This is a genomic window from Streptomyces sp. NPDC043896, assembly GCF_056435605.1.
In genome coordinates this window covers 102,966-125,243 of sequence record NZ_JBWKEE010000025.1, presented here as the reverse complement: position 1 = coordinate 125,243, position 22,278 = coordinate 102,966, and the positions used below count along the sequence as shown (strand labels likewise).

Sequence of the window (22,278 nt, the reverse complement as noted above, 5' to 3'; positions counted from 1 at the left end):
GGCGGCCGGCCGGGTGGTGTCCGTGGCGGTGTCAGACCGCCGAGAGCTGCTCCTCGTCCCGCACCGGGCTCTCCACCCGGTCGGCGGAGCGCTCGCGCAGGCTCAGGGCGAGGCGGAGCACCGCGATCCACACCAGGCAGGAGCCCAGCATGTGCGCGGCGACCAGCACCTCGGGCAGCTGGGTGAAGAACTGGACGTAGCCGATCGCGCCCTGGGCGAGCAGTACGACCAGCAGGTCGCGGGCGCGCGCCCGGGTGTCGGCGGGGGCGTCCACCACGCGCAGCACCAGCCACATGGCGACGGCGAGCGCGCAGACCAGCCAGGCGGCGATCGCGTGCACGTGGGCGGTGGCCGCCCAGTCGAACGGCATCCGCTTGATCTCGCTCTTGTCACCGGCGTGCGGACCGGATCCGGTCACCACGGTGCCGGCCGCGATCAGTACGAGGGTGGTGGCGATCAGCGCCCACGACAGCTTCCGCACGGGCCCCGGCACGCGCGGCCGGGGAGCGCCGTCACCCTCGCGGGCGCGCTGCCAGGAGACGGTGGTGACCGCGATCAGCGCGGTCGCCAGCAGGAAGTGCCCGGCGACGCTGTACGGGTTGAGACCGGTCAGGACCGTGATGCCGCCGAGGACCGCGTTGGCCACGACCACGGCGAACTGGACCCAGCCGAGCCGCGTCAGCGAGTGCCGCCACGGCTTCGACGCGCGCGCCGCGAGGATGAACCAGCCGACGGCCGCGCTCAGCACGTAGGTCAGCATCCGGTTGCCGAACTCGATGGCCCCGTGGAAGCCCTGGGCCTGCGTGACGACCAGGCTGTCGTCGGTGCACTTGGGCCAGGTGTCGCAGCCGAGACCGGATCCGGTCAGCCGCACCGCGCCGCCGGTGACGATGATGGCCACGCTCATGAGGAGCGCGGCGGACGCGGCCCGCCGGACGATCCGGGGTGACGGCGTCCAGCGGTCGGCGATGTATGCGAATGGGTTCAACACGGCGCCTATCGTATGCGGCGCCTTGTGCAAAGTTTCACGAGGGGGTGTCAGCGGGTGCGTCGGGCCCGACGACCTGGCGGAACCTCGCCCCGGCCGGATCACCCTCCTCGTGCCACCACACCAGGACCCGCCACAGGCCGCCCGCGGCGGGACGCAGCTCCGACTCACCGAACCCCCGCACCAGCCCGGCCCCCACCTCCGCGGCCGTCAGCCCCCGCACCCGCACCGACCCCTGCCACGGAGCCGGCTGTACGGTCCACAGCCCGTCCGCGCCCCGCACCTCGACCCGCCACACCGCGAGCCACGGCGTCACCTCCAGCATCGTGGAGACCTGCTCGGCGTCCAGCCCCAGCCGGCCCCCGATCACCGCCTCGGGCACGCCCTGGATCCGGGCCGCCACCACCGCCTGCGGCAGCAGCCGCTCGGGCAGCAGCCCGTCGGCCCGGAGCCGCGCCAGCGCGTCGAAGTCCAGGAAGCGCAGCCGCAGCTCCAGCTGGCGGCCGAGGTGGTCCAGGGCCGCCTCGGCCTCCTCCGCCACCTCGGGCCCCGGCTCCGCGAGCAGCAGCCGGCGGAACCCGGACTCGGCGTCCACCGCCCAGGCGACCGACTCGAAGGCGGAGCCCAGCTCCGCGAGCCGGTCCGCGAGGAAGACCTTCGCCTGCGCGAGGCCCCGCCGGTTGACCGGGTCCTCCTGGTCCAGGCCGGCCCAGACCGCGACGGCGGCCCGCGTCACGTCACGGGCGCGCTCGCCGGCCGCCCGCTCCATCGCCCCCGGGCCGCTCTCGCCGCCCCCGCCCAGCGGATGCCGGGGCAGCCGGGCCCCGTCGCTCAGCGGCCACGCCAGCCAGACCCCCTGGTTGATCAGGCCCCGCGCGTACCAGCGCGCGTACTCCGGCGCGTGCGGCGCGGCCCGCCCCGCGTGACCGAGCGCCTCCTCGACGGCGGCCAGCGCACCCGCCCGGTCACCGCCGCCGAACCGGCGTGCCGCGAGGTCGCCCAGGCGCAGCCCCAGCAGGGCGGCGCACTCGGGGTCGTCCTGCGCGGGCCCGCGCAGCGCGGCGATCAGCTCCCGCAGCAGCCGCTCGCTCTCGGCGGGCCCGGCCGCCTCGGCCCCCGACCTGATCCGCGCCCACTGTCCGTCCAGCCGCAGAGCGGCCTCCCGCTGCGCCATGCCGCCCCCCGGCGTTCCGATGTGTGGAGGTGGTCATCCTCCCGCCGGGCCAACGATCAGGAGCCGCGATTCACTCCCGGCGGAACCCCCCGGCCCACGCCGGAACCGCTCACTCCCAGCGGAACAGCTTCGCCGCGGCCCCCAGGCCCAGCACCGCCCAGGCCGCCAGTACGGCCACGTCGCCCCAGGGCAGCGAAGCCCCGTGCTGGAGCACCTCGCGCAGCCCGTCGGACAGCGCCGAGATCGGCAGCAGGCCGAGCACGGACTGCACCGCGCCGGGGAACTTGTCCAGCGGCACGATCACCCCGCCGCCGACCAGCAGCAGCAGGAACACCAGGTTGGCCGCCGCCAGGGTCACCTCGGCCTTGAGGGTGCCCGCCATCAGCAGCCCGAGCCCGGAGAAGGCGGCCGTGCCGAGCAGCAGCAGCACCGCCACCGACAGCGGGTTCCCCTGCGGGGACCAGCCCAGCGCGAGGGCGATCACCGTCAGCAGGGCCACCTGGAGCACCTCGGTGACCAGTACCGACAGGGTCTTGGCGGCCATCAGCGCCCAGCGCGGCAGCGGGGAGGCCCCGAGGCGCTTGAGCACCCCGTAGCGGCGGTCGAAGCCGGTGGCGATGGCCTGGCCGGTGAAGGCGGTGGACATCACGGCCAGCGCGAGGACGCCCGGGGCCAGGAAGTCGACCGACTTCCCCTCCCCGGTGTCCACGATGTCGACGGCGGAGAACAGGGTCAGCAGCAGCGCCGGGATGATCACGGTCAGCAGCAGCTGCTCCCCGTTGCGCAGCAGCATCCGGGTCTCCAGCGCGGCCTGCGCCCGGATCATCCGGGACACCGGCGCGGCCCCCGGCCGGGGGGTGAACGTACCGGCGCTCATGCGCGCAGCTCCTTACCGGTCAGTTCCAGGAAGACGTCTTCGAGGGTGTGCCGCTCCACCGTGAGGCTGTCGGGCATCACGCCGTGCTGGGCACACCAGGAGGCGACGGTGGCCAGCAGCTGCGGGTCCACGTCGCCGGTGACCCGGTAGGCGCCCGGGGTGAGCTCGGCGGCCTGCGTGCCGTCGGGCAGGGCCTTCAGGAGGGAGGCGAGGTCGAGGGAGGGGCGGCCGGTGAAGCGCAGGGTGTTCTCGGCGCCGCCCCGGCACAGCTGTTCGGGGCTGCCGTGGGCGATGACCCGGCCGGCGTCCACGATGGCGACCTCGTCGGAGAGCTGCTCGGCCTCGTCCATGTGGTGGGTGGTGAGGACGACGGTGACGCCGTCGGCGCGCAGTTCGCGTACGAGCTCCCAGGTCGCGCGGCGGGCCTGGGGGTCGAGGCCGGCGGTGGGCTCGTCCAGGAAGACCAGCTCGGGGCGGCCGACGACGGCCATGGCCAGGGCGAGGCGCTGCTGCTGGCCGCCGGAGAGCCGCCGGTAGGCGGTGCGGCCGCAGCCGCCGAGGCCGAGGCGTTCCACGAGGGCGTCGACGTCGAGCGGGTCGGAGTACAGCTTCGCCATGTGGCGCAGCATCTCGACGGCGCGGGCGCCGGAGTAGACCCCGCCGGACTGGAGCATCACACCGATGCGGGGGCGCAGCCGCTCGGCCTGGGCGACGGGGTCGAGGCCGAGGACGCGGACGGTGCCGGCGTCGGGGCGGTGGTAGCCCTCGCAGGTTTCCACGGTGGTGGTCTTGCCCGCGCCGTTGGGGCCCAGGACGGCGGTGACGGAGCCGCGCGGGACGGTGAGGTCGAGGCCGTCCACCGCCTTTTTGGGGCCGTACCGCTTCACCAGTCCGCGGATCTCCACGGCGGGGTCGTTGCTCATGGTGAGTGAGTCTACGGAGCCCCGGAAGGGGGCCTTGGTCCTGGGGTGGCCGGGGTGAGGAGCCCGACGGTTCATGACCTTTTCGGGGTGCTCCGGGAGGTACGGGGCCCTGGCGTCGAAGGGCGGACGGCATCGCGCGGAACGTCGAGGCCACCTCCGGGCAGGCCGCGCACAAGGCCCGTGCCCGTGTCGCGGCCATGGCTCTTTTCAGCCTCGTGGCCCTGGATGGCCCAGCGGCTTTCGGTGACCTTTTCCGCAACTTGATGTTCACCGTGCCGGGCGACGTCGTGGGCGGCGGCCCTGCTGGTGGGAGCCGTGTACCGGTTCACCGGAGCGGCCCGCCGTGAAAACGGAATATCACCTACCGATTAACTCTCCGTAGATAAATAAGGTAACCCTTAGTGATGGACGCCACCGGGCGTGGCCTCCGTCACGGCTTGTCGGGGCTCGCTTAATTACGCAACAATGGCGTTGTGAAAAACGGCGAACGGATGAGCGAGGCCCCCCTGGGGGAGCTCGCGACCGGGGAGCGGTCAACCCGCAACCGGGTCGCGAGGTCCATCCTGGACCACGGCCCCTCCACCGTCGCCGACCTCGCGCAGCGCCTAGGCCTCACCCAGGCCGCCGTCCGCCGCCACCTCGACACGCTCGTCGCCGACGACGTGGTCGCACCCCGTGAGCAGCGTGTGTACGGCACGCGCACCCGGGGCCGGCCCGCCAAGGTCTTCGCGCTCACCGACTGCGGGCGCGACGCCTTCGACCAGTCCTACGACACCCTCGCCGCGGACGCACTGCGCTGGATCGCGCAGTCCGTCGGCGGAGGGGACGAGGGCGAGGCGGCCGTCGCCGCCTTCGCGAGGGCGCGCATGGAGACACAGGCGCAGACCTACCGGGAAGCCGTGGAGGCGGCCGCACCCGCGGCCCGCACCGAGGCCCTGGCCAAGGCGTTGACCGCGGACGGGTACGCTGCTACGGCGAAGAGCGCTCCCGGTCCGCACAGCGGTGAACAGCTCTGTCAGCACCACTGCCCGGTCGCGCACGTCGCCGAGCAGTTCCCGCAGCTCTGCGAGGCGGAGACCGAGGTCTTCTCCCGCCTGCTCGGGACGCATGTGCAGCGCCTCGCCACGATCGCCCACGGCGACGGGGTGTGCACCACGTTCATCCCGCGAAGCGCCACACAGACCGACACATCAGCATCTGCAAGTACGGCCGGGAGGAACCCCGCATGACCACGGAGACTGCTCACCCTGAGCTCGAGGGTCTGGGCAACTACGAGTACGGCTGGGCCGACTCCGACGCGGCCGGTGCCGCTGCCAAGCGGGGTCTGTCCGAGGACGTCGTCCGCGACATCTCGGCGAAGAAGTCCGAGCCGGAGTGGATGCTGAACCTCCGGCTCAAGGGCCTCAAGCTGTTCGACAAGAAGCCCATGCCGATGTGGGGTTCCGACCTCTCGGGCATCGACTTCGACAACATCAAGTACTTCGTGCGCTCCACCGAGAAGCAGGCCGCTTCCTGGGAGGACCTGCCCGAGGACATCAAGAACACGTACGACAAGCTCGGCATCCCGGAGGCGGAGAAGCAGCGCCTCGTCGCCGGCGTCGCGGCCCAGTACGAGTCCGAGGTCGTCTACCACCAGATCCGCGAGGACCTGGAGGAGCAGGGCGTCATCTTCCTCGACACGGACACCGCGCTCAAGGAGCACCCGGAGCTCTTCCAGGAGTACTTCGGCACGGTCATCCCGGTCGGCGACAACAAGTTCGCCTCGCTGAACACCGCCGTGTGGTCCGGCGGCTCCTTCATCTACGTCCCCAAGGGTGTCCACGTGGACATCCCGCTCCAGGCCTACTTCCGCATCAACACGGAGAACATGGGCCAGTTCGAGCGGACGCTGATCATCGTCGACGAGGACGCCTACGTCCACTACGTCGAGGGCTGCACCGCCCCGATCTACTCCTCGGACTCGCTGCACAGCGCCGTCGTCGAGATCATCGTGAAGAAGGGCGGCCGCTGCCGCTACACGACCATCCAGAACTGGTCGAACAACGTCTACAACCTGGTCACCAAGCGCGCCGTGGCGTACGAGGGCGCGACCATGGAGTGGATCGACGGCAACATCGGTTCCAAGGTCACCATGAAGTACCCGGCCGTCTACCTGATGGGCGAGCACGCCAAGGGCGAGACCCTGTCCATCGCCTTCGCGGGCGAGGGCCAGCACCAGGACGCCGGCTCCAAGATGGTCCACATGGCGCCGAACACCTCCTCCAACATCGTCTCCAAGTCGGTGGCGCGAGGCGGCGGCCGGACCTCCTACCGCGGTCTGGTCGAGATCGGCGAGGGCGCCGCGGGCTCCAAGTCCAACGTGCTGTGCGACGCGCTCCTCGTCGACACCATCTCCCGCTCGGACACCTACCCCTACGTGGACGTCCGCGAGGACGACGTGACGATGGGCCACGAGGCCACCGTCTCCAAGGTCTCCGACGACCAGCTCTTCTACCTGATGCAGCGCGGGCTCACCGAGTTCGAGGCCATGGCCATGATCGTGCGCGGCTTCGTCGAGCCGATCGCGAAGGAGCTGCCGATGGAGTACGCGCTGGAGCTCAACCGGCTCATCGAGCTGCAGATGGAGGGCTCGGTCGGCTAGTCCCGACGGCGGCCGGCTCACCCCGGCCGCCCCCGCCCCGCAGCACACTCGTCACACGTATGGAAGAGAGCAAGACGACAGCCATGGCTGAGGCTCAGAACATTCCGGCGGGCTCCACCACCGCCGGCGCGATCGCGGTGGCCGCCGAGTCCACCGTCGCCACCCGGATGAGCGCGCCCCCGTCCTTCGACGTGGCCGACTTCCCCGTCCCGCACGGCCGCGAGGAGGAGTGGCGGTTCACCCCGCTCGCCCGCCTCAAGGGCCTGCACGACGGCACCGCGGTCGCCAACGGAACCATGAAGGCCCAGATCGACGCCCCCGAGGGCGTGACGGTCGAGTCCGTCGAGCGCGGCGACGAGCGGATCGGCAAGGCCGGCACCCCCGTCGACCGGGTCGCCGCCCAGGCCTTCTCCGCGTTCGCCAAGGCCACGGTCGTCACCGTGCCCAAGGAGACCGTGCTCGCCGAGCCCATCCGGGTCGCGCTCCACGGTGAGGGCGGCACGACCTTCGGGCACACCGTCTTCGACATCAAGCCCTTCGCCGAGGCGATCATCGTGATCGACCACACCGGCGACGGCGTGCGCGCCGCCAACGTCGACATCCTCGTCGGCGACGGCGCCAAGGTGACCTTCGTGTCCGTCCAGGACTGGGACGACACCGCGGTCCACACCTCGCAGCACAACGCCCTCATCGGCCGCGACGCGAGCTTCAAGTCCGTCGTCGTGACCTTCGGCGGCGACCTGGTCCGCCTGCACCCGCGCGTCAGTTACGCGGGCCCCGGCGGCGAGGCCGAGATGCTCGGCGTGTACTTCACGGACGCCGGCCAGCACCAGGAGCACCGCCTCCTGGTCACGCACGACGCCCCGCACTGCAAGTCCAACGTGGTCTACAAGGGCGCGCTCCAGGGCCAGGACGCCCACGCGGTCTGGATCGGCGACGTCCTCATCGAGAAGACCGCCGAGGGCACCGACACCTACGAGATGAACCGCAACCTCGTCCTCACGGACGGCGCGCGCGTCGACTCGGTGCCGAACCTCGAGATCGAGACCGGCGAGATCGTCGGCGCCGGCCACGCCTCCGCGACCGGCCGCTTCGACGACGAGCAGCTCTTCTACCTCCAGGCCCGCGGCATCCCGGCCGACGAGGCCCGCCGTCTGGTCGTGCGCGGCTTCTTCGCCGAGCTCGTCCAGCAGATCGGTGTCGCCGACATCGAGGAGCGCCTCATCGCGAAGATCGAGGCCGAGCTGGCGGCGGCCGTCTGATGACGTACGTCAAGGCCTGTGCGCTGAGCGAGCTGGAGGAGAACACCCCCAAGCGGGTGGAACTCGACGGCACGCCGGTGTCCATCGTCTCCACCGAGGGGGAGGTGTTCGCGATCAACGACATCTGCTCGCACGCGAACGTCTCGCTCTCGGAGGGTGAGGTCGAGGACTGCATGATCGAGTGCTGGCTGCACGGGTCGGCCTTCGACCTGCGCACCGGAAAGCCCTCCGGTCTGCCCGCGACGCGCCCCGTTCCCGTTTACCCCGTCAAGATCGAAGGGGACGACGTGCTCGTCTCCCTCGCCCAGGAGTCCTGAGGTACCCATGGCAACGCTTGAAATCCACGACCTGCACGTCTCCGTCGAGGCCGAGAACGGCGCCCGCGAGATCCTCAAGGGTGTCGACCTGACGGTCAAGCAGGGTGAGACGCACGCCATCATGGGCCCCAACGGCTCCGGCAAGTCCACCCTGGCGTACTCCCTCGCCGGTCACCCGAAGTACACCATCACCGGTGGCACCGTGACCCTCGACGGCGAAGACGTCCTGGAGATGTCCGTCGACGAGCGCGCCCGCGCCGGCGTCTTCCTCGCCATGCAGTACCCGGTCGAGGTCCCCGGCGTCTCGGTCTCCAACTTCCTGCGCACCTCCGCCACCGCCATCCGCGGCGAGGCCCCCAAGCTGCGCACCTGGGTGAAGGAGGTCAAGTCCGCGATGGAGCAGCTCCAGATGGACCCGGCCTTCGCCGAGCGCAACGTCAACGAGGGCTTCTCCGGCGGTGAGAAGAAGCGCCACGAGATCCTCCAGCTGGAGCTCCTCAAGCCGAAGATCGCGATCCTCGACGAGACGGACTCCGGTCTGGACGTCGACGCCCTGCGCATCGTCTCCGAGGGCGTCAACCGCGTCCGCGAGACCGGTGAGGTCGGCACCCTGCTGATCACCCACTACACGCGCATCCTGCGCTACATCAAGCCCGACTTCGTCCACGTGTTCGCCAACGGCCGCATCGCCGAGTCCGGTGGCGCCGAGCTGGCCGACCAGCTCGAGGCCGAGGGCTACGACAAGTACGTGAAGGGTGGCGCGACCGCGTGACACAGCTGCCTGGCCTCCTCGACATCGAGGCGATCCGCAAGGACTTCCCCCTGCTGGATCGTGTGGTCCACGACGGGAAGAAGATCGTCTACCTGGACTCCGCGGCGACTTCGCAGAAGCCGCGCCAGGTTCTCGACGCGCTGAACGAGTACTACGAGCGGCACAACGCCAACGTCCACCGCGGCGTGTACTTGGTCGCCGAGGAGGCCACGGCACTGTACGAGGGCGCCCGCGACAAGGTGGCCGCCTTCGTCAACGCGCCGAGCCGCGACGAGGTGATCTTCACCAAGAACGCCTCGGAGTCGCTCAACCTGGTCGCGAACATGCTCGGCTGGGCCGACGAGCCCTACCGCGTCGACCGCGACACCGAGATCGCCATCACCGAGATGGAGCACCACTCCAACATCGTTCCGTGGCAGCTGCTCTCGCAGCGCACCGGCGCGAAGCTGAAGTGGTTCGGCCTGACCGACGACGGCCGGCTCGACCTGTCGAACATCGAAGAGGTCATCACGGAGAAGACGAAGATCGTCTCCTTCACGCTGGTCTCCAACCTGCTCGGCACCGTCAACCCGGTCGAGACGATCGTCCGCCGCGCGCAGGAGGTCGGCGCGCTGGTGCTGATCGACGCCTCGCAGGCCGCTCCGCACATGCCCCTGGACGTCCAGGCCCTCGGCGCCGACTTCGTGGCCTTCACCGGCCACAAGATGTGCGGTCCGACCGGCATCGGCGTCCTGTGGGGCCGCCAGGAACTGCTGGAGGACCTGCCTCCGTTCCTCGGCGGCGGCGAGATGATCGAGACCGTCTCGATGCACTCGTCCACCTACGCCCCGGCGCCCCACAAGTTCGAGGCGGGCACGCCCCCGATCGCCCAGGCGGTCGGCCTCGGCGCGGCCGTGGACTACCTGTCCGCGATCGGCATGGACAAGATCGCCGCCCACGAGCACGCGATCACCGAGTACGCGGTGAAGCGCCTCCAGGAGGTCCCCGACCTGCGGATCATCGGCCCCACCACGGCCGAGGACCGCGGCGCCGCGATCTCCTTCGTGCTCGGCGACATCCACCCGCACGACGTCGGGCAGGTCCTCGACGAGCAGGGCATCGCCGTGCGCGTGGGGCACCACTGCGCCCGCCCGGTCTGCCTGCGGTACGGAATTCCGGCGACCACGCGAGCGTCTTTCTACCTGTACTCCTCTCCGGCCGAGGTCGACGCGCTGGTCGACGGGCTGGAGCACGTACGGAACTTCTTCGCCTGACCAGGGCCACGAGGACGAGGACGCTGTGAAGCTGGATTCGATGTACCAGGAACTGATCCTGGACCACTACAAGCACCCGCACGGGCGCGGCCTGCGCGACGGCGACGCCGAGGTGCACCACGTCAACCCGACGTGCGGTGACGAGATCACGCTGCGTGTGAAGTACGACGGGGAGACGCTCACCGACGTCTCCTACGAGGGCCAGGGCTGCTCCATCAGCCAGGCCAGCGCGTCGGTGCTCAACGAACTGCTCGTCGGCAAGGAGCTCGCCCAGGCGCAGAAGATCCAGGGCGTGTTCCTGGAGCTCATGCAGTCCAAGGGCAAGATCGAGCCCGACGAGGAGATGGAAGAGGTGCTGGAGGACGCGGTCGCGTTCGCCGGTGTCTCCAAGTATCCGGCCCGCGTGAAGTGTGCTCTGCTGAGCTGGATGGCCTGGAAGGACGCGACCGCCCAGGTGCTGGGCGACGCGGAGAGGAAGACGGCATGACCGAGAACGCGACGCCCGAGGCGTCGATCAAGCCGGCCACCGAGGAGGAGGTCCGCGAGGCCCTCTACGACGTGGTCGACCCCGAGCTGGGCATCGACGTCGTCAACCTGGGCCTGATTTACGGCATCCACATCGACGACGCGAACATCGCCACCCTCGACATGACCCTGACCTCGGCGGCCTGCCCGCTGACGGACGTCATCGAGGACCAGGCGAAGTCGGCGACGGAGGGCATCGTCAACGAGCTCCGCATCAACTGGGTCTGGATGCCCCCGTGGGGCCCGGACAAGATCACGGACGACGGCCGTGAGCAGCTGCGCGCGCTCGGCTTCAACGTCTGACGGACGCGTACGCGTGAGGGCCCCCGGCACGGTCGTGCCGGGGGCCCTCCCCGTCCTCCGGGGTCCTCCGGATCCTCCGGGCTCCGGCTCACGCCGAACCGGCCCCGGGTCCCGCCGGGTCCCGGTCCACCGCCGGCGCCTCCGCCAGGTGCCCGCGCCGTATCCGCCGGTCCACGTACAGCAGCCCGGCCGGCAGCTGCGGGAACGCCGGCAGCAGCACCAGCGCCGACAGCGCCCCCGCCGGACCGAACCAGGCCTGGAGCGCGTACCCGGCCGCGCAGGCGGACAGCACGGCAGGAGCCGTGACGCCGAAGGTCCGCCACCACGCGCCCCGCACCAGGAGGGCCGACCGCCGCAGCGCCGCCACCGGACCGAGCCCCTCGTACCCGGCGGCGGTCGGCGCCAGGGCGAACAGCACCCCGAGCCACAGGGCGACGGGCAGCAGCGGCAGCACCGCGGGCGCCGGCAGCCCCGCCACCGCGAGGACCGCCACCGGGGCCGCCGCCGCGAGCAGGGCCAGCAGCTGCGCCCCGAGCACGCCCGGTGTGCGGGGCAGCGCCGCCCTCAGCAGTCCCGGCACGGTCACGGTGCGGCCGAGCACCGCCGGGCGCAGCAGCACCGCGACCAGGGCGCCGGCCAGCCCACTGGTGAACACCAGGAACAGGGCCGCCGCCGGGAACAGGGTCCAGACGAAGACCCGGCTGTCGGAACCCCGCCCGAGGGAGGCCAGGATGGCGGCCCCGCCCGCCGCCGCGACCGGCAGGGCGGCCGCCAGCTGGCCGAGGAGCAGGGCGCCGCACAGCGTTCCGCCGTACCGGCGCAGGGTGGCGGCGGTGCCGCCGAGGACGTCCCCGGGCCCCAGGGGGCGCAACGGCACCACGCCGGGCCGGGGGTGGCGCGGGGGCAGCGGGCCGCCGCCCGAGTGGGTCCAATGCTGCGTCATGAGCGGCCCCCCGTCCCCTGAGGGGGACACCGTAGTCCCGAACGGGCCGGGTGTCCCCGGGCATGCGTGTGTACATCTGTACGCATCGATCGGTACCGTCGTACGCATGCCTTACGTACTGCTCGCCGCGGCCATAGCCGCAGAGGTCGCCGGGACCACCGCCATGAAGTACAGCGACGGGTTCACCCGGCTGTGGCCCTCGCTGGGCACGCTGCTGGGCTACGTCATCGCCTTCACCCTGCTCGCGCAGACGCTGAAGTCGATGTCGGTCGGCACCGCGTACGCGATCTGGGCCGGGGTCGGCACCGCCGCCATCGCCGCGATCGGCATGGTGTTCCTGGGGGAGGCGGCCACCGCCGCGAAGATCGCCGGGATCGCGCTGATCGTCGGCGGCGTCGTGCTGCTCAACCTGGGCGGGGCGGCGCACTGATGGCCGCCGGAGCGCGCCGCTACGACCCCGACCGCCGGCAGCGGATCATCGACGCCGCGATCCGGGTCGTGGGGGCCAAGGGGATCGCCGGGCTGAGCCATCGCAGCGTGGCCGCGGAGGCGGACGTACCGCTGGGCTCGACCACCTACCACTTCAAGACCCTGGACGACCTGCTGATCGCCGCCCTGCGCCAGGCGAACGAGGCGTACGCGCCCGCGCTGGTGGTACGGGAGGGCGAGGACCTCGCGGGCGCGCTGGCCCGGCTGCTCGGCGAGCTGCTCGACGCGGACCGGGGACGGGCGGAGCTGGAGTACGAGCTCTACCTGGCCGCCCTGCGCCGCCCGGCGCTGCGGCCGGTGGCGGCCGAATGGTGCGAGGCGGTGTCGCAGGCGCTGGCGGAGCACACCGACCCGGTCACGGCGCGGGCCCTGGTCGCGGTGATGGACGGCATCAGCCTCCAGGTCCTCCTGACGGGCACCCCGTACGAGGAGCCGTACACCCGCGAGGTCCTCACCCGAGTCCTCCGCCCCACCCCCACCGGCCCCTGAGACCCGGCCCCGGGCCCTTCGAGCTCCGCCGGGGCGCGGGGGCCTGCGGGGCGGAGCCCCGGGTCTTCGAGCCTCGCCGGGGCGCGGAGGCCTGCGGCGCGGGGCCTCCAGGGCCGTCGAGCCGCGCCGGGCTTGCGGGGCGGAGCCCCCGGGTGTTCCAGCCCCGCCGGCGTTTGAGGCGCGGGTCCGGGCGGAGCCCGGGAAACGGAGAAAGGGCGGGGCGGGGAGAGGCTCCGCGCAGCGGCCCCCCGCACGGACGCCGCCCCGCACCGCCCCGGACCCGAGCCGGGGCAGGCCCCCGAGCCCCGGCCCCGTCAGCCCGCGGAGCGCACTGCGGAGCGCACGGCCCCCAGCGCCGCCCCCACGCTCGCCTCGATGTCCATCACCGGGTAGAACACCTCCCGCACCATCCGCTCCCGGTCCACGACCAGTGTCAGCCGCTTGATCCGGCTCACCCCCGCCGCGCGGAACGTCGGCAGCCGCAGCGCCGTCACCAGGTCCAGCCCCGCGTCCGACAGCAGCGGGAACCGCAGCCGCTCCTGCTCCGCGAACTCCCGCTGCTCGTCCGGCCGCTGCGTGGAAACGCCGTGCACGGTGGCGCCGGCCGCGGTGAACTCCGCGAGCTGGTCGCGGAAGGTGCACGATTCCAGCGTGCAGCCCTTCGCCCCCGGGATCCCGGCCCAGCCGGGCGGGTAGGACTCGGCTCGGGCGTACGCGCCGGGGAAGCAGTACAGGACGGTGAACGGGGTGTCCGCCACCGGGTCGCGGAGCTCGCCGAAACGGTCCGGCAGCAGCAGCTCCGGCAGCCGCGTGCCGCGCAGCGCGTGGACGCGCTGGGCTTCCTTCGAGGACTCCTCGGTCGTCGCCGTCATCTCTCCGTCTCCCAGGACCCAGGTGTCGCCCCAGTCCTGGAGGGCCACCAGGACCGGCAGCAGCCCCCGCCCGCGCGGGGTCAGCCGGTACTCGTGCCGTACCGGGCGTTCCTGGTACGGCTCGCGCGTCAGCACCCCGGCCTCGACGAGCAGCTTCAGCCGCTCGGTGAGCACCTTGCGGGACACGCCCAGCTCGCGCTGGAGCTCGTCGAAGCGGTGGAGGCCGCGCGCGGTGTCCCGCACGATCAGCAGCGTCCACCAGTCGCCCACGACATCGAGGGCCTGGGCGATGGAGCAGTCCGCGTCGCCGAGGTGCGTGCGCTGGGCCATGGGAACTCCTTTGTCCGTTGACCCAAGGCTGTCATGCTGACATAGTCAGTTCCCAAAAGGAACTAACAGATCGCGAGTGCGGGGGACACGGGTGTGCTGCAGGGGATCAAGGACGTACCGAAGGTCGTGTGGCTGCTGGCTGCGGGGATCTTCGTCAACACCGTCGCCAGCTTCACCGTCGTCTTCGTCTTCCTCTGGCTGACCGGCCCGCGCGGCCTGGCCCCCACCCAGGCGGGCCTGATCGTCGGCATCGGCGGCATCGGGCTGGTCGCCGGCAACTTCACCGGCGGCTGGTACGGCGACCGCTTCGGCCACCGCCGCGTGCTGCTCACCGCCTCCGCCCTCGGCGGATCCGCGCTCATCGCCCTGCCGGCGGCCCCCACCGGCCTGCTGGCCCTCCTCCTGCCGTTCGCCCAGTACTCCTCCGGGGTGATCCGCGCGGCCAACGCCGCCCTGGTCGCCGTCACCGTGCCGGAGGGCTCCCGCCGCCAGGCCTTCGCCGTCACCCGCTGCCTGTCCAACGGCGGCTTCGCGGTGGGCGGACCGCTCGGGGCGCTGATCGCGACGCACCTCTCGTACGACTGGCTCTTCGCCGCGGACGGCCTGGCCACCCTCCTCTTCGCCCTCTGGACCGCCCGGGTCGTCCCGGCCAGGGGAGCCACCACCCCCTCCGCGGCCCCGGACGGGGGTCCGGGCCGCGGAGGGCTGTGGCGGGAACTGCGCGCGCGGCCGGCCGTACTGGTCCTGCTCGGTGCGATCGTCGTCATCGACGTCGTCTACCGGCAGCACCTCACGACCTTCCCCGTCTACCTCGCCGACCACGGTCTGGACACCCGCGCCTACGGCTGGCTCATCGCCGTCAACTGCGGCGTCATCCTCCTCCTGGAGATCCCCGCAGCCCTCGCCCTGCGCCGGCGCTCCCCGCTGCACGTCATCGGCAGCGGCCTGGTCCTGGTGGGCGGCGGCTACGCGATGCTGATGCTCGGGGTCGGCGTCGCGACGGCCGTCGCGATGATGCTGCTGCTCACCCTCGGCGAGATCCTCTACAAGACCACCGCCATGACGTACGTCGCGGACGAGTCGCCCCGGCACGCCGTCGGCCGCTTCCAGAGCCTGTACGCGGGGGTCTCCATCAGCGGCTTCGTCCTCGCCGCGCCCCTCGGCGGAGCCCTCTACGACACCGCGCCGGAGCTGCTGTGGCCCCTGTGCGCGGCGCTCGGTACGGCCGCCGGGGCGATCGTGCTCGTCACCGGCGCGCGGGGAGTGCGGCGACCCGCGCGACCGTCACATGAGACCGGTTCGCAGCCGAAGGCCGTCGCCGGTTAGGTTTCGGTCATGACTGCTACGCGTACCACCGGCGCCGTCGCCGCCGGACTTGCCACCCTCGCCGCCGACGGCACCGTCCTCGACACCTGGTTCCCCGCCCCCGAGCTGGCCGACGGCCCCGGCCCGGCCGGCACCGAGCGCCTCACCGCCGAACAGGCCGTGGAGCTCCTCGGCGCCGCCGCCGCCAAGGCCATCCGCTCGGACGCGGTCCGCGGTGTCGAGGTCGTAGCCGTCCGCACCGTGATCGCCTCCCTGGAGGACAAGCCGCTGGACGCGCACGACGCGTACCTGCGCCTGCACCTGCTGAGCCACCGCCTGGTCAAGCCGCACGGCCAGAACCTGGACGGCGTCTTCGGCCTGCTCGCCAACGTCGCCTGGACCTCGCTCGGCCCGGTCGCCGTCGACCAGGTCGAGACGGTCCGGCTCAACGCCCGCGCCGAGGGCCTGCACCTCCAGGTCACCTCGATCGACAAGTTCCCCCGCATGACCGACTACGTCGCCCCCAAGGGCGTGCGCATCGCCGACGCCGACCGCGTCCGCCTCGGCGCGCACCTCGCCGAGGGCACCACCGTCATGCACGAGGGCTTCGTCAACTTCAACGCCGGCACCCTGGGCACTTCCATGGTCGAGGGCCGCATCTCCGCGGGCGTCGTCGTCGGCGACGGCTCCGACATCGGCGGCGGCGCGTCCACCATGGGCACCCTCTCGGGCGGCGGCAAGCAGATCATCTCGATCGGCGAGCGCACCCTGATCGGCGCCGAGGCGGGCATCGGCATCGCGCTGGGCAACGAGTGCGTCGTCGAGGCGGGCCTCTACGTCACCGCGGGCACCCGCGTCACCCTGCCGGACGGCCAGGTCGTCAAGGCCCTGGAGCTCTCCGGCGCCGACAACATCCTCTTCCGCCGCAACTCGGTCACCGGCGCCGTCGAGGCCCGCCCGTACAAGGCGAACTGGGGCGGCCTGAACGAGGTCCTGCACAGCCACAACTGACGCCGAGCCGGGGCACTGCCCGCCGTACGTCACCACCGAGTGCCCTCCCGCCGGACGCGGGAGGGCACTCGGCCGTCGGGCGGCCCTGCGGCTACTCCGTCACCCGCAGGAACCAGCGGCGTGAGGGGTGGGTGTCGCAGTCGAACTGGACGAGCGGGTGGTTGTTGGCGGTGGTGGAGCCGCCGGCGACGGTCGCGCACTTGCCGGTCTGCGCGTTCACGATCTGGAACGACCTGCCGTCCCCGTTGGTGATGCGCCACCGCCGTGAGGGGTGGGTGTCGCAGTCGAACTGGACCAGGGGGTGGTTGTTGGCGGTGGTGGAGCCGCCGGCGACGGTCGCGCACTTGCCCGTCTGGGCGTTCACGATCTGGAAGGTGCCGCCCTCTTCGTTCGTCACCCTCCACCGCCGTGAGGGGTGGGTGTCGCAGTCGAACTGGACGAGCGGGTGGTTGTTGGCGGTGGTGGAGCCGCCGGCGACGGTCGCGCACTTGCCCGTCTGCACGTTCACGATCTGGTACGTGGCTTCCGGGACCTTGGCGACCGGGGTGCCGGGTGCCGCGGGATGCGCCAGCGTGGGCGCGGGCAGCAGCATGAGACCTCCGGCCGCGAAAACCGATGCCGTCGCCAGGAGACGGCGTACCCGGGTCGTTTCGCGCATGGGGATGCTCCTCTCTCGGATGCGGTGAGGGCGATCGGCAGGGGCGCCCGCCCGGTCGTGCGGGGCCGCCTCGGCGGGAGAAGCGCGCGAGGAACGGGGAAGGGAAGCGTCCGGGGGGTCCTGTGGCGTTGGCCGGCCGGATGGTCCGCGGCGTACGGCCGGGGGCCGGCCGTAGGATCCCGATGATCAAGGCGCGGCTGCCTCTCCCACTATCGATGCCCGGGACCGGCCCCGCAACCGAGGGACGCGCCGCCGGGCGCCGCACGCCGGAACGCCCCCGCTCCGAAGGGGCGGGGGCGTTCGGGGGAGACTCCGGGCGGGGTGCGCGCGGTCAGTTCGTGGCGATCGTGCGGATCAGGCCCGCGAACTCCCGCTCCTCCGCTTCGGTCAGCTCCACCGACTCCATCGGATGCGCCTGCGGGCCGCGCTGGGCGGGGATCACCGGCAGGCCCTCGTACGCGGCCGGCTCCGGGTGGTGGAAGCGGCTGTCCCACAGCATGTGGCCGAGGCCGAAGACCCAGGCGAGGGCGGCCACGAAGAGGACGGCGAGGCCGATTTCCTGGGCGAGCGAGATGGAGGGGAACACGCGGTCCTCCCGGGAGCGAGGTCGGTACAAGGAGGGCAAGTTCGGGCGTGCAGACACTCAACACCACAACCGGCAGATTTTGGCTGCTGTGTGTCCAGCGTCACGCCAGGGCCGAAAGTCCCGACCTGGGTCAGAGGCGCAGCTTGAAGCCCTCGTGGCTGCGCGCGAAGCCCAGCCGTTCGTAGAAGCGGTGCGCGGCGCCGCGCCGCTTGTCGCTGGTCAGCTGGACCAGCCCGCAGCCCCGCTCGCGGGCCCGCTCGACCGCGAGGCGCATCAGCTCGGCGCCCAGGCCCCCGCCGCGCCGGTCCGCGCGGATCCGCACCGCCTCCACCAGGGCCCGCTCGCGGCCGCCCTGGCCCAGGCCGGGCACGTAGGTCAGCTGGAGGCAGCCCAGGACCGCGTCGCCGTCCGCCAGGACCAGCACCTCGTTGCGCGGGTCCGCCGCGATGGCGGCGAAGGCGCGCTCGTGCTGCTCGCCGACGGTCACCGAGGACGGGTCGAGGACCCGCTCCTCGTCGGCCAGCAGGGCGAGTACGGCGGGCAGGTCCTGGCGGGTCGCGATGCGGAAGATCATGGCCGGATTGTGGCAGGGGCCCGGCCGCGGGGACCCTTGGAGGTGCCCCCGGGGCCGGACCCCCGTGGTCCGGGTTACGGACGGAAGCGCAGCACCTGCGGGTCGTGGTCGCTGTTCTGCGCGGCGAACTCGGCGTTGATGTGCACGCTGTCGTACGTGAAGTTCTTGATCGAGGGGCTGGTCAGGATCTGGTCCAGCACCTGCGCGTTGCCCTGGTAGACGTACGAGTAACGTTCCGTCTTCGGCAGCGACTTGATCGCGGCGTAGAGCGCCCCGCCGTCCTCCAGCGCCTTGGTCGTCCCGGAGAACTCGAAGTCGTTGATGTCGCCGACCGCGAGCACGGCCGCGTTCTTGTCGACCGCCAGCAGCTGCTTCACGAAGCCGTTGACCGACTGAGCCTGCAGGAGCCGCTTCTCCTCCGACTTGCGCAGCGGCGGCTGGTGGTGCGAGGTCAGGCCCTCGTCGCCGCCCTTGGAGCCGAAGTGGTTGGCGATCACGAAGACCGTGCGGCCGCGGAAGACGAACTCGCCGGCCAGCGGCTTGCGGCTGTCGGCCCACGCCGGGTTCGCCGGGTCGATGCGGCCGGGGGAGTGGGTCAGGGCGGCCTTGCCCTTCTCCGTCGTCACACCGGTCGCCGTCACCGCGTCGCCCGCGGCGCGGTCGGTGAAGGAGACGCGGGCCGGGTTGAAGAGGAACACCTGGCGGATGTTGCCGCCGGGCTCGCCGCCGTCCTTGTTGTTCTCCGGGGTGATGGAGCGCCACTGGTACGCCGGGCCGCCCGCGGCCTTGATCGCATCGGTGAACTTCGTCAGGGTCTGCTCGGCCGAGACGGTGCCGTCGTTCTTGGCGCCGTTGTCGTCCTGGATCTCCTCCAGGGCCAGGATGTCCGGCGAGGCCAGGTTGGTCACGACCGCCTTGGCGAGGTTGTCGAACTTCTCCTGCGGGTCGGTCGGGTCGAGGTTCTCCACGTTGTACGTGGCCACCGCGAGCTCGCCGGGCGACTGGGCCTTGGTCTTCTCGGGGGCGAGGGTGCCCGCCTTGACCGTGCCGAGGGTGCGGGCCACCAGGGTGTAGCCGCCGAACTGGTTGAAGTCGAGGGGACCCTCGGTGGTGCCGGTCAGCTTGTCGCCGACGTTGGCCACCGGGAAGGGCTGCTGCGCGAGCGGCGCGAGCTGCTGGATCTGGAGGCGGCCGGTGTTCTGGGACTCGTACGAGCCGTAGACGGTGCCCCCGCGCTTGGCGGCGTTCTCCCAGCCCTTCACGGTCACCCACAGCTCCGCGTACGGGTCGGTGGCGCCGACCACGCGCGAGGTGCCGATCTTGACGTTCATGCCCTCGAGGGACTCGTAGTGGTCCAGCGCGTAGCGCGAGGGCTCCAGGGTCAGGCCGTTGATGCTGCCGCCGGCGGCCGGGTCGCCCGCCGGGGCGTACGCCGCCGGGACGGTGTACTCGTTGATCGCGGTGGCCGCGGGCAGCGCGTTGCCCGAGGAGACCACGGTCACCGTGGGCTTGCTGATCTGGGTGGCGGACTGGTTGCCGGAGTTCGCGCCGCCCGGGATGTACTCGCCGACCGTCCCGGAGACCTTGACGGCGTCGCCGACGGCGACGGTCGGGGCGGAGCCGGTGAAGACGAAGACGCCCTCACTGGTGGCGGGGTTGTCGTCGGCGTCCGGGTCCTGGATCCAGAAGCCGCGCGAGCCGTAGGTGCGCACGCCCGTGACGATGCCCTCGACGTCGGCGACCTGCTTGCCGTTCAGGGGGGAGATCCGGGTCGTGCCCTGGATGTCGTGGATGCGTATCGGATCGGCGGACACGGCGCCTTCGGCCGCGTCTGCGGTGCCCGCCAGCAGGCCGGTGGCCAGGGCGGTGGCGACGAGGGCCGCGACGGCGGCGGAACGGGGATGCGAGGGGCGCATGGGCGGGAACTCCGGTGTGTGGAGGAGAAGGTGCGGGCTCTTGACGGCCCGTGTACTACATCTACGCGCGTCAATTTCCTGGTTGACCAGGGACGTTGTCAAGGCCTCCAGGGGATACGGAAGTCGACTGTGGGATGAACCGAAGGTGATGGCCGCCGGGCCCTGCCCGAATGCGTCTACGCTGGGTCGCCGCAACGGGGCTGACGATCCGTTCGCGTGTGTTTTCGGCCACATGGCCGGACGGCATCATTCCGCCCGGCCGCGGCCGCTCCGCATCCCGCCCGACCCGCCCAGCCGCCCGACCCGCCCAGACCGTCAAGCCGTTCAGCCTGCTCCGCCGTTCCGCCGTTCCGTCGTTCCGTCGTTCCGCAGGTCCGCAGTACCGCCCGTTCCGTAGTTCCGCCGTCCCGCGCGTTCCGTCCGAGGAGATCCACCCCATGTCCGCAGAGCCGCACCCCACGCTGCCGCCGGTACGGCTGCACTCCGATGCGGAGCTGGCCCGCGACGCCCTCGTCGCCCCGCTGTTCGCCCGCGCCGTACGCCTCGCCCGCTGGGCCGGCCCCGAAACCCGCGTCGACGTCGGCGGCGAACTCCCCGCCGACCAGCTGCCCGAGGCCGTCGAGGTGCTCGGCCTCGACGCCGCCGACGAGGACTCGCCCGTGTACGCGAGCCAGGCCTGGCGGGTGGCCGTCGACACCGGCCTCGTCGACGTGACCGAGCCGGAGGAGGACGCCGGCGACGGCGCCGACGGCGGTGCACCCGAGTACGGCACCGCCGCCCCCGGCGAGGACCTCGCGCTGGTGGCCGGCGGCGCGCCCGGCGACGTACTCGACCTGTGGCTGGCCGCCCTGGACACCGTCCTCGCCGACGCGGCCGTCCCCGACCTGGACGACCTCGTCGACGCCCTGGACGCGGGCGGCGAGATCGACTTCGACCGCCTCGACTGGAACCCGCAGCGCGAGGCGGACTTCCTCGACGGGGTGCTGGCCAACCTCTACCTGCTCACCGTCGCCGAGGGCGGGGCGGGCGAGGGGCCGGTGCCGCTGCCGGTGCTCGCCGCGTCGATGATCGTGCCCGACGAGATGGGCGACCCCACGGACGCCGTCCTGGAACAGGTCTCCGACGCGATGATGCGCCTCGACGACCAGTTCCGGCAGCTGGAGCCCATCGGCCTGGTCGAGTACCGGCCCGTGGACGAGGCGCTGCTGGCCGAGGCGGACGAGCTCGGGGACGCCGACGCGGCCGCCGCCGGCGGCGGGCCCGGCGCGGACGACGACGAGGACGTGTCCCGGTACGGGATGGTACGGCTGACCCCGCTCGGCCTGTACGGCGTCCGCGCCCGGATGCTGGAGGCCGGGGTCGAGGCCCCCGCCATCGGGGAGCTGGCCGACAAGGGCGCCGACGTGCTGCTCGACGCCGTCGCCTTCTACGCGGAGGACGCCGCCCAGGCCGAGATCGAGCAGTGGCTGGCCGGGCGCGAGGTGCCGGACGCCGTCGCCGAACTGCTGGCCGCCGCCCGGGGTGACGACGAGGCCGCCCCGCTGCGCCGGCTCCGCTGCCAGCAGGCCCTGGCCCCGGCCGGGCGGGAGGCCGAGCCCGCGGTGCGGGCGGTGCTGGACGACGCGCAGCTGGGCGGGCTCGCCCGGGTCTGGCTCGCCGAGCACGGGATCGCGGACGTACCGGCGCCGGACCAGGAGATGGTGTTCTGGCTGACGGTGGACACGATCGCGGCGCAGCTCGCGGCGGACGGGGAGACCGAGGAGCTGCCGCTGCTGATGCGGAGCCTGACGGAGCACCACGCCGGCTTCTTCGAGCAGGTGTGGCGCGTGGAGCACCCCGCGACCGCGTACGTCCTGGAGGCCATGGGCCGGCTGCACCCGGACAGGAAGGCCTCGAAGGAGGCGCGGAAGGCGGCGTTCAAGGCCCGCTCGCGGCAGCCCTGACCTGCGCGGGGGGGGGGGGGGGGGGGGGGGGGGGGGGGGGGGGGGGGGGTGTTGGGGGGGTGGTGGGGGGGGGGGGGGGTGGAAGGTGACAACAGTACCGGCCGACCGGTTTCGGTCATCTCCGCGA

The 22,278-nt window shown here is 72.2% G+C and carries 23 protein-coding genes; 13 read left to right on the top strand and 10 right to left on the bottom strand.

The genetic code is table 11. The features are described from left to right. Positions 1 to 31 precede the first annotated feature (31 nt). The 4 genes from AC069X_RS30580 to AC069X_RS30565 form a co-directional block, all read right to left on the bottom strand. Positions 32 to 1,021, bottom strand: coding sequence for a COX15/CtaA family protein (locus AC069X_RS30580; RefSeq protein WP_478733592.1), 990 nt, complete (start codon positions 1,019 to 1,021; stop codon positions 32 to 34). A gap of 4 nt (positions 1,022 to 1,025) precedes the next feature. Beyond that, positions 1,026 to 2,162, bottom strand: coding sequence for a hypothetical protein (locus AC069X_RS30575; RefSeq protein ID WP_478733590.1), 1,137 nt, complete (start codon positions 2,160 to 2,162; stop codon positions 1,026 to 1,028). A gap of 109 nt (positions 2,163 to 2,271) precedes the next feature. Further along, positions 2,272 to 3,039 (bottom strand): ABC transporter permease, encoded by a 768-nt coding sequence (locus AC069X_RS30570; RefSeq protein WP_478733588.1) that lies wholly within the window; start codon positions 3,037 to 3,039, stop codon positions 2,272 to 2,274. Continuing rightward, positions 3,036 to 3,962 (bottom strand): ABC transporter ATP-binding protein, encoded by a 927-nt coding sequence (locus tag AC069X_RS30565; RefSeq protein WP_478733586.1) that lies wholly within the window; start codon positions 3,960 to 3,962, stop codon positions 3,036 to 3,038. Before AC069X_RS30565 ends, AC069X_RS30570 begins: the two co-directional genes overlap by 4 nt. A gap of 491 nt (positions 3,963 to 4,453) precedes the next feature. Here AC069X_RS30565 and AC069X_RS30560 point away from each other — a divergent pair, with 491 nt between their 5' ends. The 8 genes from AC069X_RS30560 (at position 4,454) to AC069X_RS30525 (ending at position 11,035) form a co-directional block, all read left to right on the top strand. After that, on the top strand, positions 4,454 to 5,191 hold the full coding sequence (locus tag AC069X_RS30560; RefSeq protein ID WP_478733584.1) for a helix-turn-helix transcriptional regulator: 738 nt from the start codon (positions 4,454 to 4,456) through the stop codon (positions 5,189 to 5,191). Next, positions 5,188 to 6,603 carry a Fe-S cluster assembly protein SufB gene (gene sufB, locus AC069X_RS30555; protein WP_285344564.1) on the top strand — a complete coding sequence of 472 codons (1,416 nt, stop codon included), beginning with the start codon at positions 5,188 to 5,190 and terminating at the stop codon, positions 6,601 to 6,603. Before AC069X_RS30560 ends, sufB begins: the two co-directional genes overlap by 4 nt. 83 nt (positions 6,604 to 6,686) lie before the next feature. Next, entirely contained in the window at positions 6,687 to 7,865 is a 1,179-nt protein-coding gene (gene sufD, locus AC069X_RS30550) for a Fe-S cluster assembly protein SufD (protein ID WP_478733582.1), read from the top strand. Further along, positions 7,865 to 8,182 (top strand): bifunctional 3-phenylpropionate/cinnamic acid dioxygenase ferredoxin subunit, encoded by a 318-nt coding sequence (locus AC069X_RS30545; protein WP_427716286.1) that lies wholly within the window; start codon positions 7,865 to 7,867, stop codon positions 8,180 to 8,182. Before sufD ends, AC069X_RS30545 begins: the two co-directional genes overlap by 1 nt. A 7-nt stretch (positions 8,183 to 8,189) precedes the next feature. Further along, positions 8,190 to 8,954: a Fe-S cluster assembly ATPase SufC gene (gene sufC / locus AC069X_RS30540; RefSeq protein ID WP_053785807.1), complete on the top strand. Its 765-nt coding sequence runs from the start codon at positions 8,190 to 8,192 to the stop codon at positions 8,952 to 8,954. Continuing rightward, entirely contained in the window at positions 8,951 to 10,207 is a 1,257-nt protein-coding gene (locus AC069X_RS30535) for a cysteine desulfurase (protein WP_478733579.1), read from the top strand. The genes sufC and AC069X_RS30535 overlap by 4 nt, the downstream gene beginning before the upstream one ends. A gap of 25 nt (positions 10,208 to 10,232) precedes the next feature. Further along, positions 10,233 to 10,694: a Fe-S cluster assembly sulfur transfer protein SufU gene (sufU, locus tag AC069X_RS30530; RefSeq protein WP_478733578.1), complete on the top strand. Its 462-nt coding sequence runs from the start codon at positions 10,233 to 10,235 to the stop codon at positions 10,692 to 10,694. Continuing rightward, positions 10,691 to 11,035 (top strand): metal-sulfur cluster assembly factor, encoded by a 345-nt coding sequence (locus AC069X_RS30525; RefSeq protein ID WP_007263433.1) that lies wholly within the window; start codon positions 10,691 to 10,693, stop codon positions 11,033 to 11,035. The genes sufU and AC069X_RS30525 overlap by 4 nt, the downstream gene beginning before the upstream one ends. An 88-nt stretch (positions 11,036 to 11,123) precedes the next feature. On the opposite strand, the gene AC069X_RS30520 is transcribed toward AC069X_RS30525, so the two are convergent. After that, the gene (locus AC069X_RS30520; protein WP_478733576.1) at positions 11,124 to 11,978 is read right to left on the bottom strand and encodes a hypothetical protein; all 855 of its coding nucleotides are present in this window, start codon (positions 11,976 to 11,978) and stop codon (positions 11,124 to 11,126) included. A gap of 106 nt (positions 11,979 to 12,084) precedes the next feature. On the opposite strand from AC069X_RS30520, the gene AC069X_RS30515 reads away from it, so the two are divergent. Together AC069X_RS30515 and AC069X_RS30510 are read left to right on the top strand one after the other, a co-directional pair. Further along, positions 12,085 to 12,408, top strand: coding sequence for a DMT family transporter (locus tag AC069X_RS30515; RefSeq protein WP_478733574.1), 324 nt, complete (start codon positions 12,085 to 12,087; stop codon positions 12,406 to 12,408). Next, positions 12,408 to 12,956: a TetR/AcrR family transcriptional regulator gene (locus AC069X_RS30510; RefSeq protein WP_478733572.1), complete on the top strand. Its 549-nt coding sequence runs from the start codon at positions 12,408 to 12,410 to the stop codon at positions 12,954 to 12,956. Before AC069X_RS30515 ends, AC069X_RS30510 begins: the two co-directional genes overlap by 1 nt. A 314-nt stretch (positions 12,957 to 13,270) precedes the next feature. Here AC069X_RS30510 and AC069X_RS30505 read toward each other — a convergent pair whose 3' ends face one another. Continuing rightward, positions 13,271 to 14,158 carry a winged helix-turn-helix transcriptional regulator gene (locus AC069X_RS30505; protein ID WP_478733570.1) on the bottom strand — a complete coding sequence of 296 codons (888 nt, stop codon included), beginning with the start codon at positions 14,156 to 14,158 and terminating at the stop codon, positions 13,271 to 13,273. Between the two features lie 96 nt (positions 14,159 to 14,254). On the opposite strand from AC069X_RS30505, the gene AC069X_RS30500 reads away from it, so the two are divergent. After that, complete coding sequence (locus tag AC069X_RS30500) at positions 14,255 to 15,484, top strand: MFS transporter (protein WP_478733608.1); 1,230 nt, start codon at positions 14,255 to 14,257, stop codon at positions 15,482 to 15,484. 9 nt (positions 15,485 to 15,493) lie between these two features. Beyond that, positions 15,494 to 16,474 (top strand): 2,3,4,5-tetrahydropyridine-2,6-dicarboxylate N-succinyltransferase, encoded by a 981-nt coding sequence (dapD, locus tag AC069X_RS30495; RefSeq protein WP_478733568.1) that lies wholly within the window; start codon positions 15,494 to 15,496, stop codon positions 16,472 to 16,474. A 91-nt stretch (positions 16,475 to 16,565) separates the two neighbouring features. Here the strand turns inward: dapD and AC069X_RS30490 are convergent, their stop codons facing one another. The 4 genes from AC069X_RS30490 to AC069X_RS30475 form a co-directional block, all read right to left on the bottom strand. Then, a complete protein-coding gene (locus AC069X_RS30490; RefSeq protein ID WP_478733566.1) occupies positions 16,566 to 17,132 on the bottom strand; it encodes an RICIN domain-containing protein in 567 nt (188 codons plus the stop codon). Between the two features lie 331 nt (positions 17,133 to 17,463). Further along, complete coding sequence (locus AC069X_RS30485; protein WP_478733564.1) at positions 17,464 to 17,718, bottom strand: hypothetical protein; 255 nt, start codon at positions 17,716 to 17,718, stop codon at positions 17,464 to 17,466. A gap of 130 nt (positions 17,719 to 17,848) precedes the next feature. After that, positions 17,849 to 18,292, bottom strand: a complete 444-nt coding sequence (locus tag AC069X_RS30480) for an N-acetyltransferase family protein (RefSeq protein ID WP_478733562.1) — start codon at positions 18,290 to 18,292, stop codon at positions 17,849 to 17,851. Positions 18,293 to 18,366: 74 nt separating this feature from the next. Then, positions 18,367 to 20,208 carry an endonuclease/exonuclease/phosphatase family protein gene (locus AC069X_RS30475; RefSeq protein WP_478733560.1) on the bottom strand — a complete coding sequence of 614 codons (1,842 nt, stop codon included), beginning with the start codon at positions 20,206 to 20,208 and terminating at the stop codon, positions 18,367 to 18,369. Positions 20,209 to 20,645: 437 nt separating this feature from the next. Here AC069X_RS30475 and AC069X_RS30470 point away from each other — a divergent pair, with 437 nt between their 5' ends. Beyond that, positions 20,646 to 22,151, top strand: a complete 1,506-nt coding sequence (locus AC069X_RS30470) for a hypothetical protein (RefSeq protein WP_478733558.1) — start codon at positions 20,646 to 20,648, stop codon at positions 22,149 to 22,151. Positions 22,152 to 22,278: the final 127 nt, after the last annotated feature.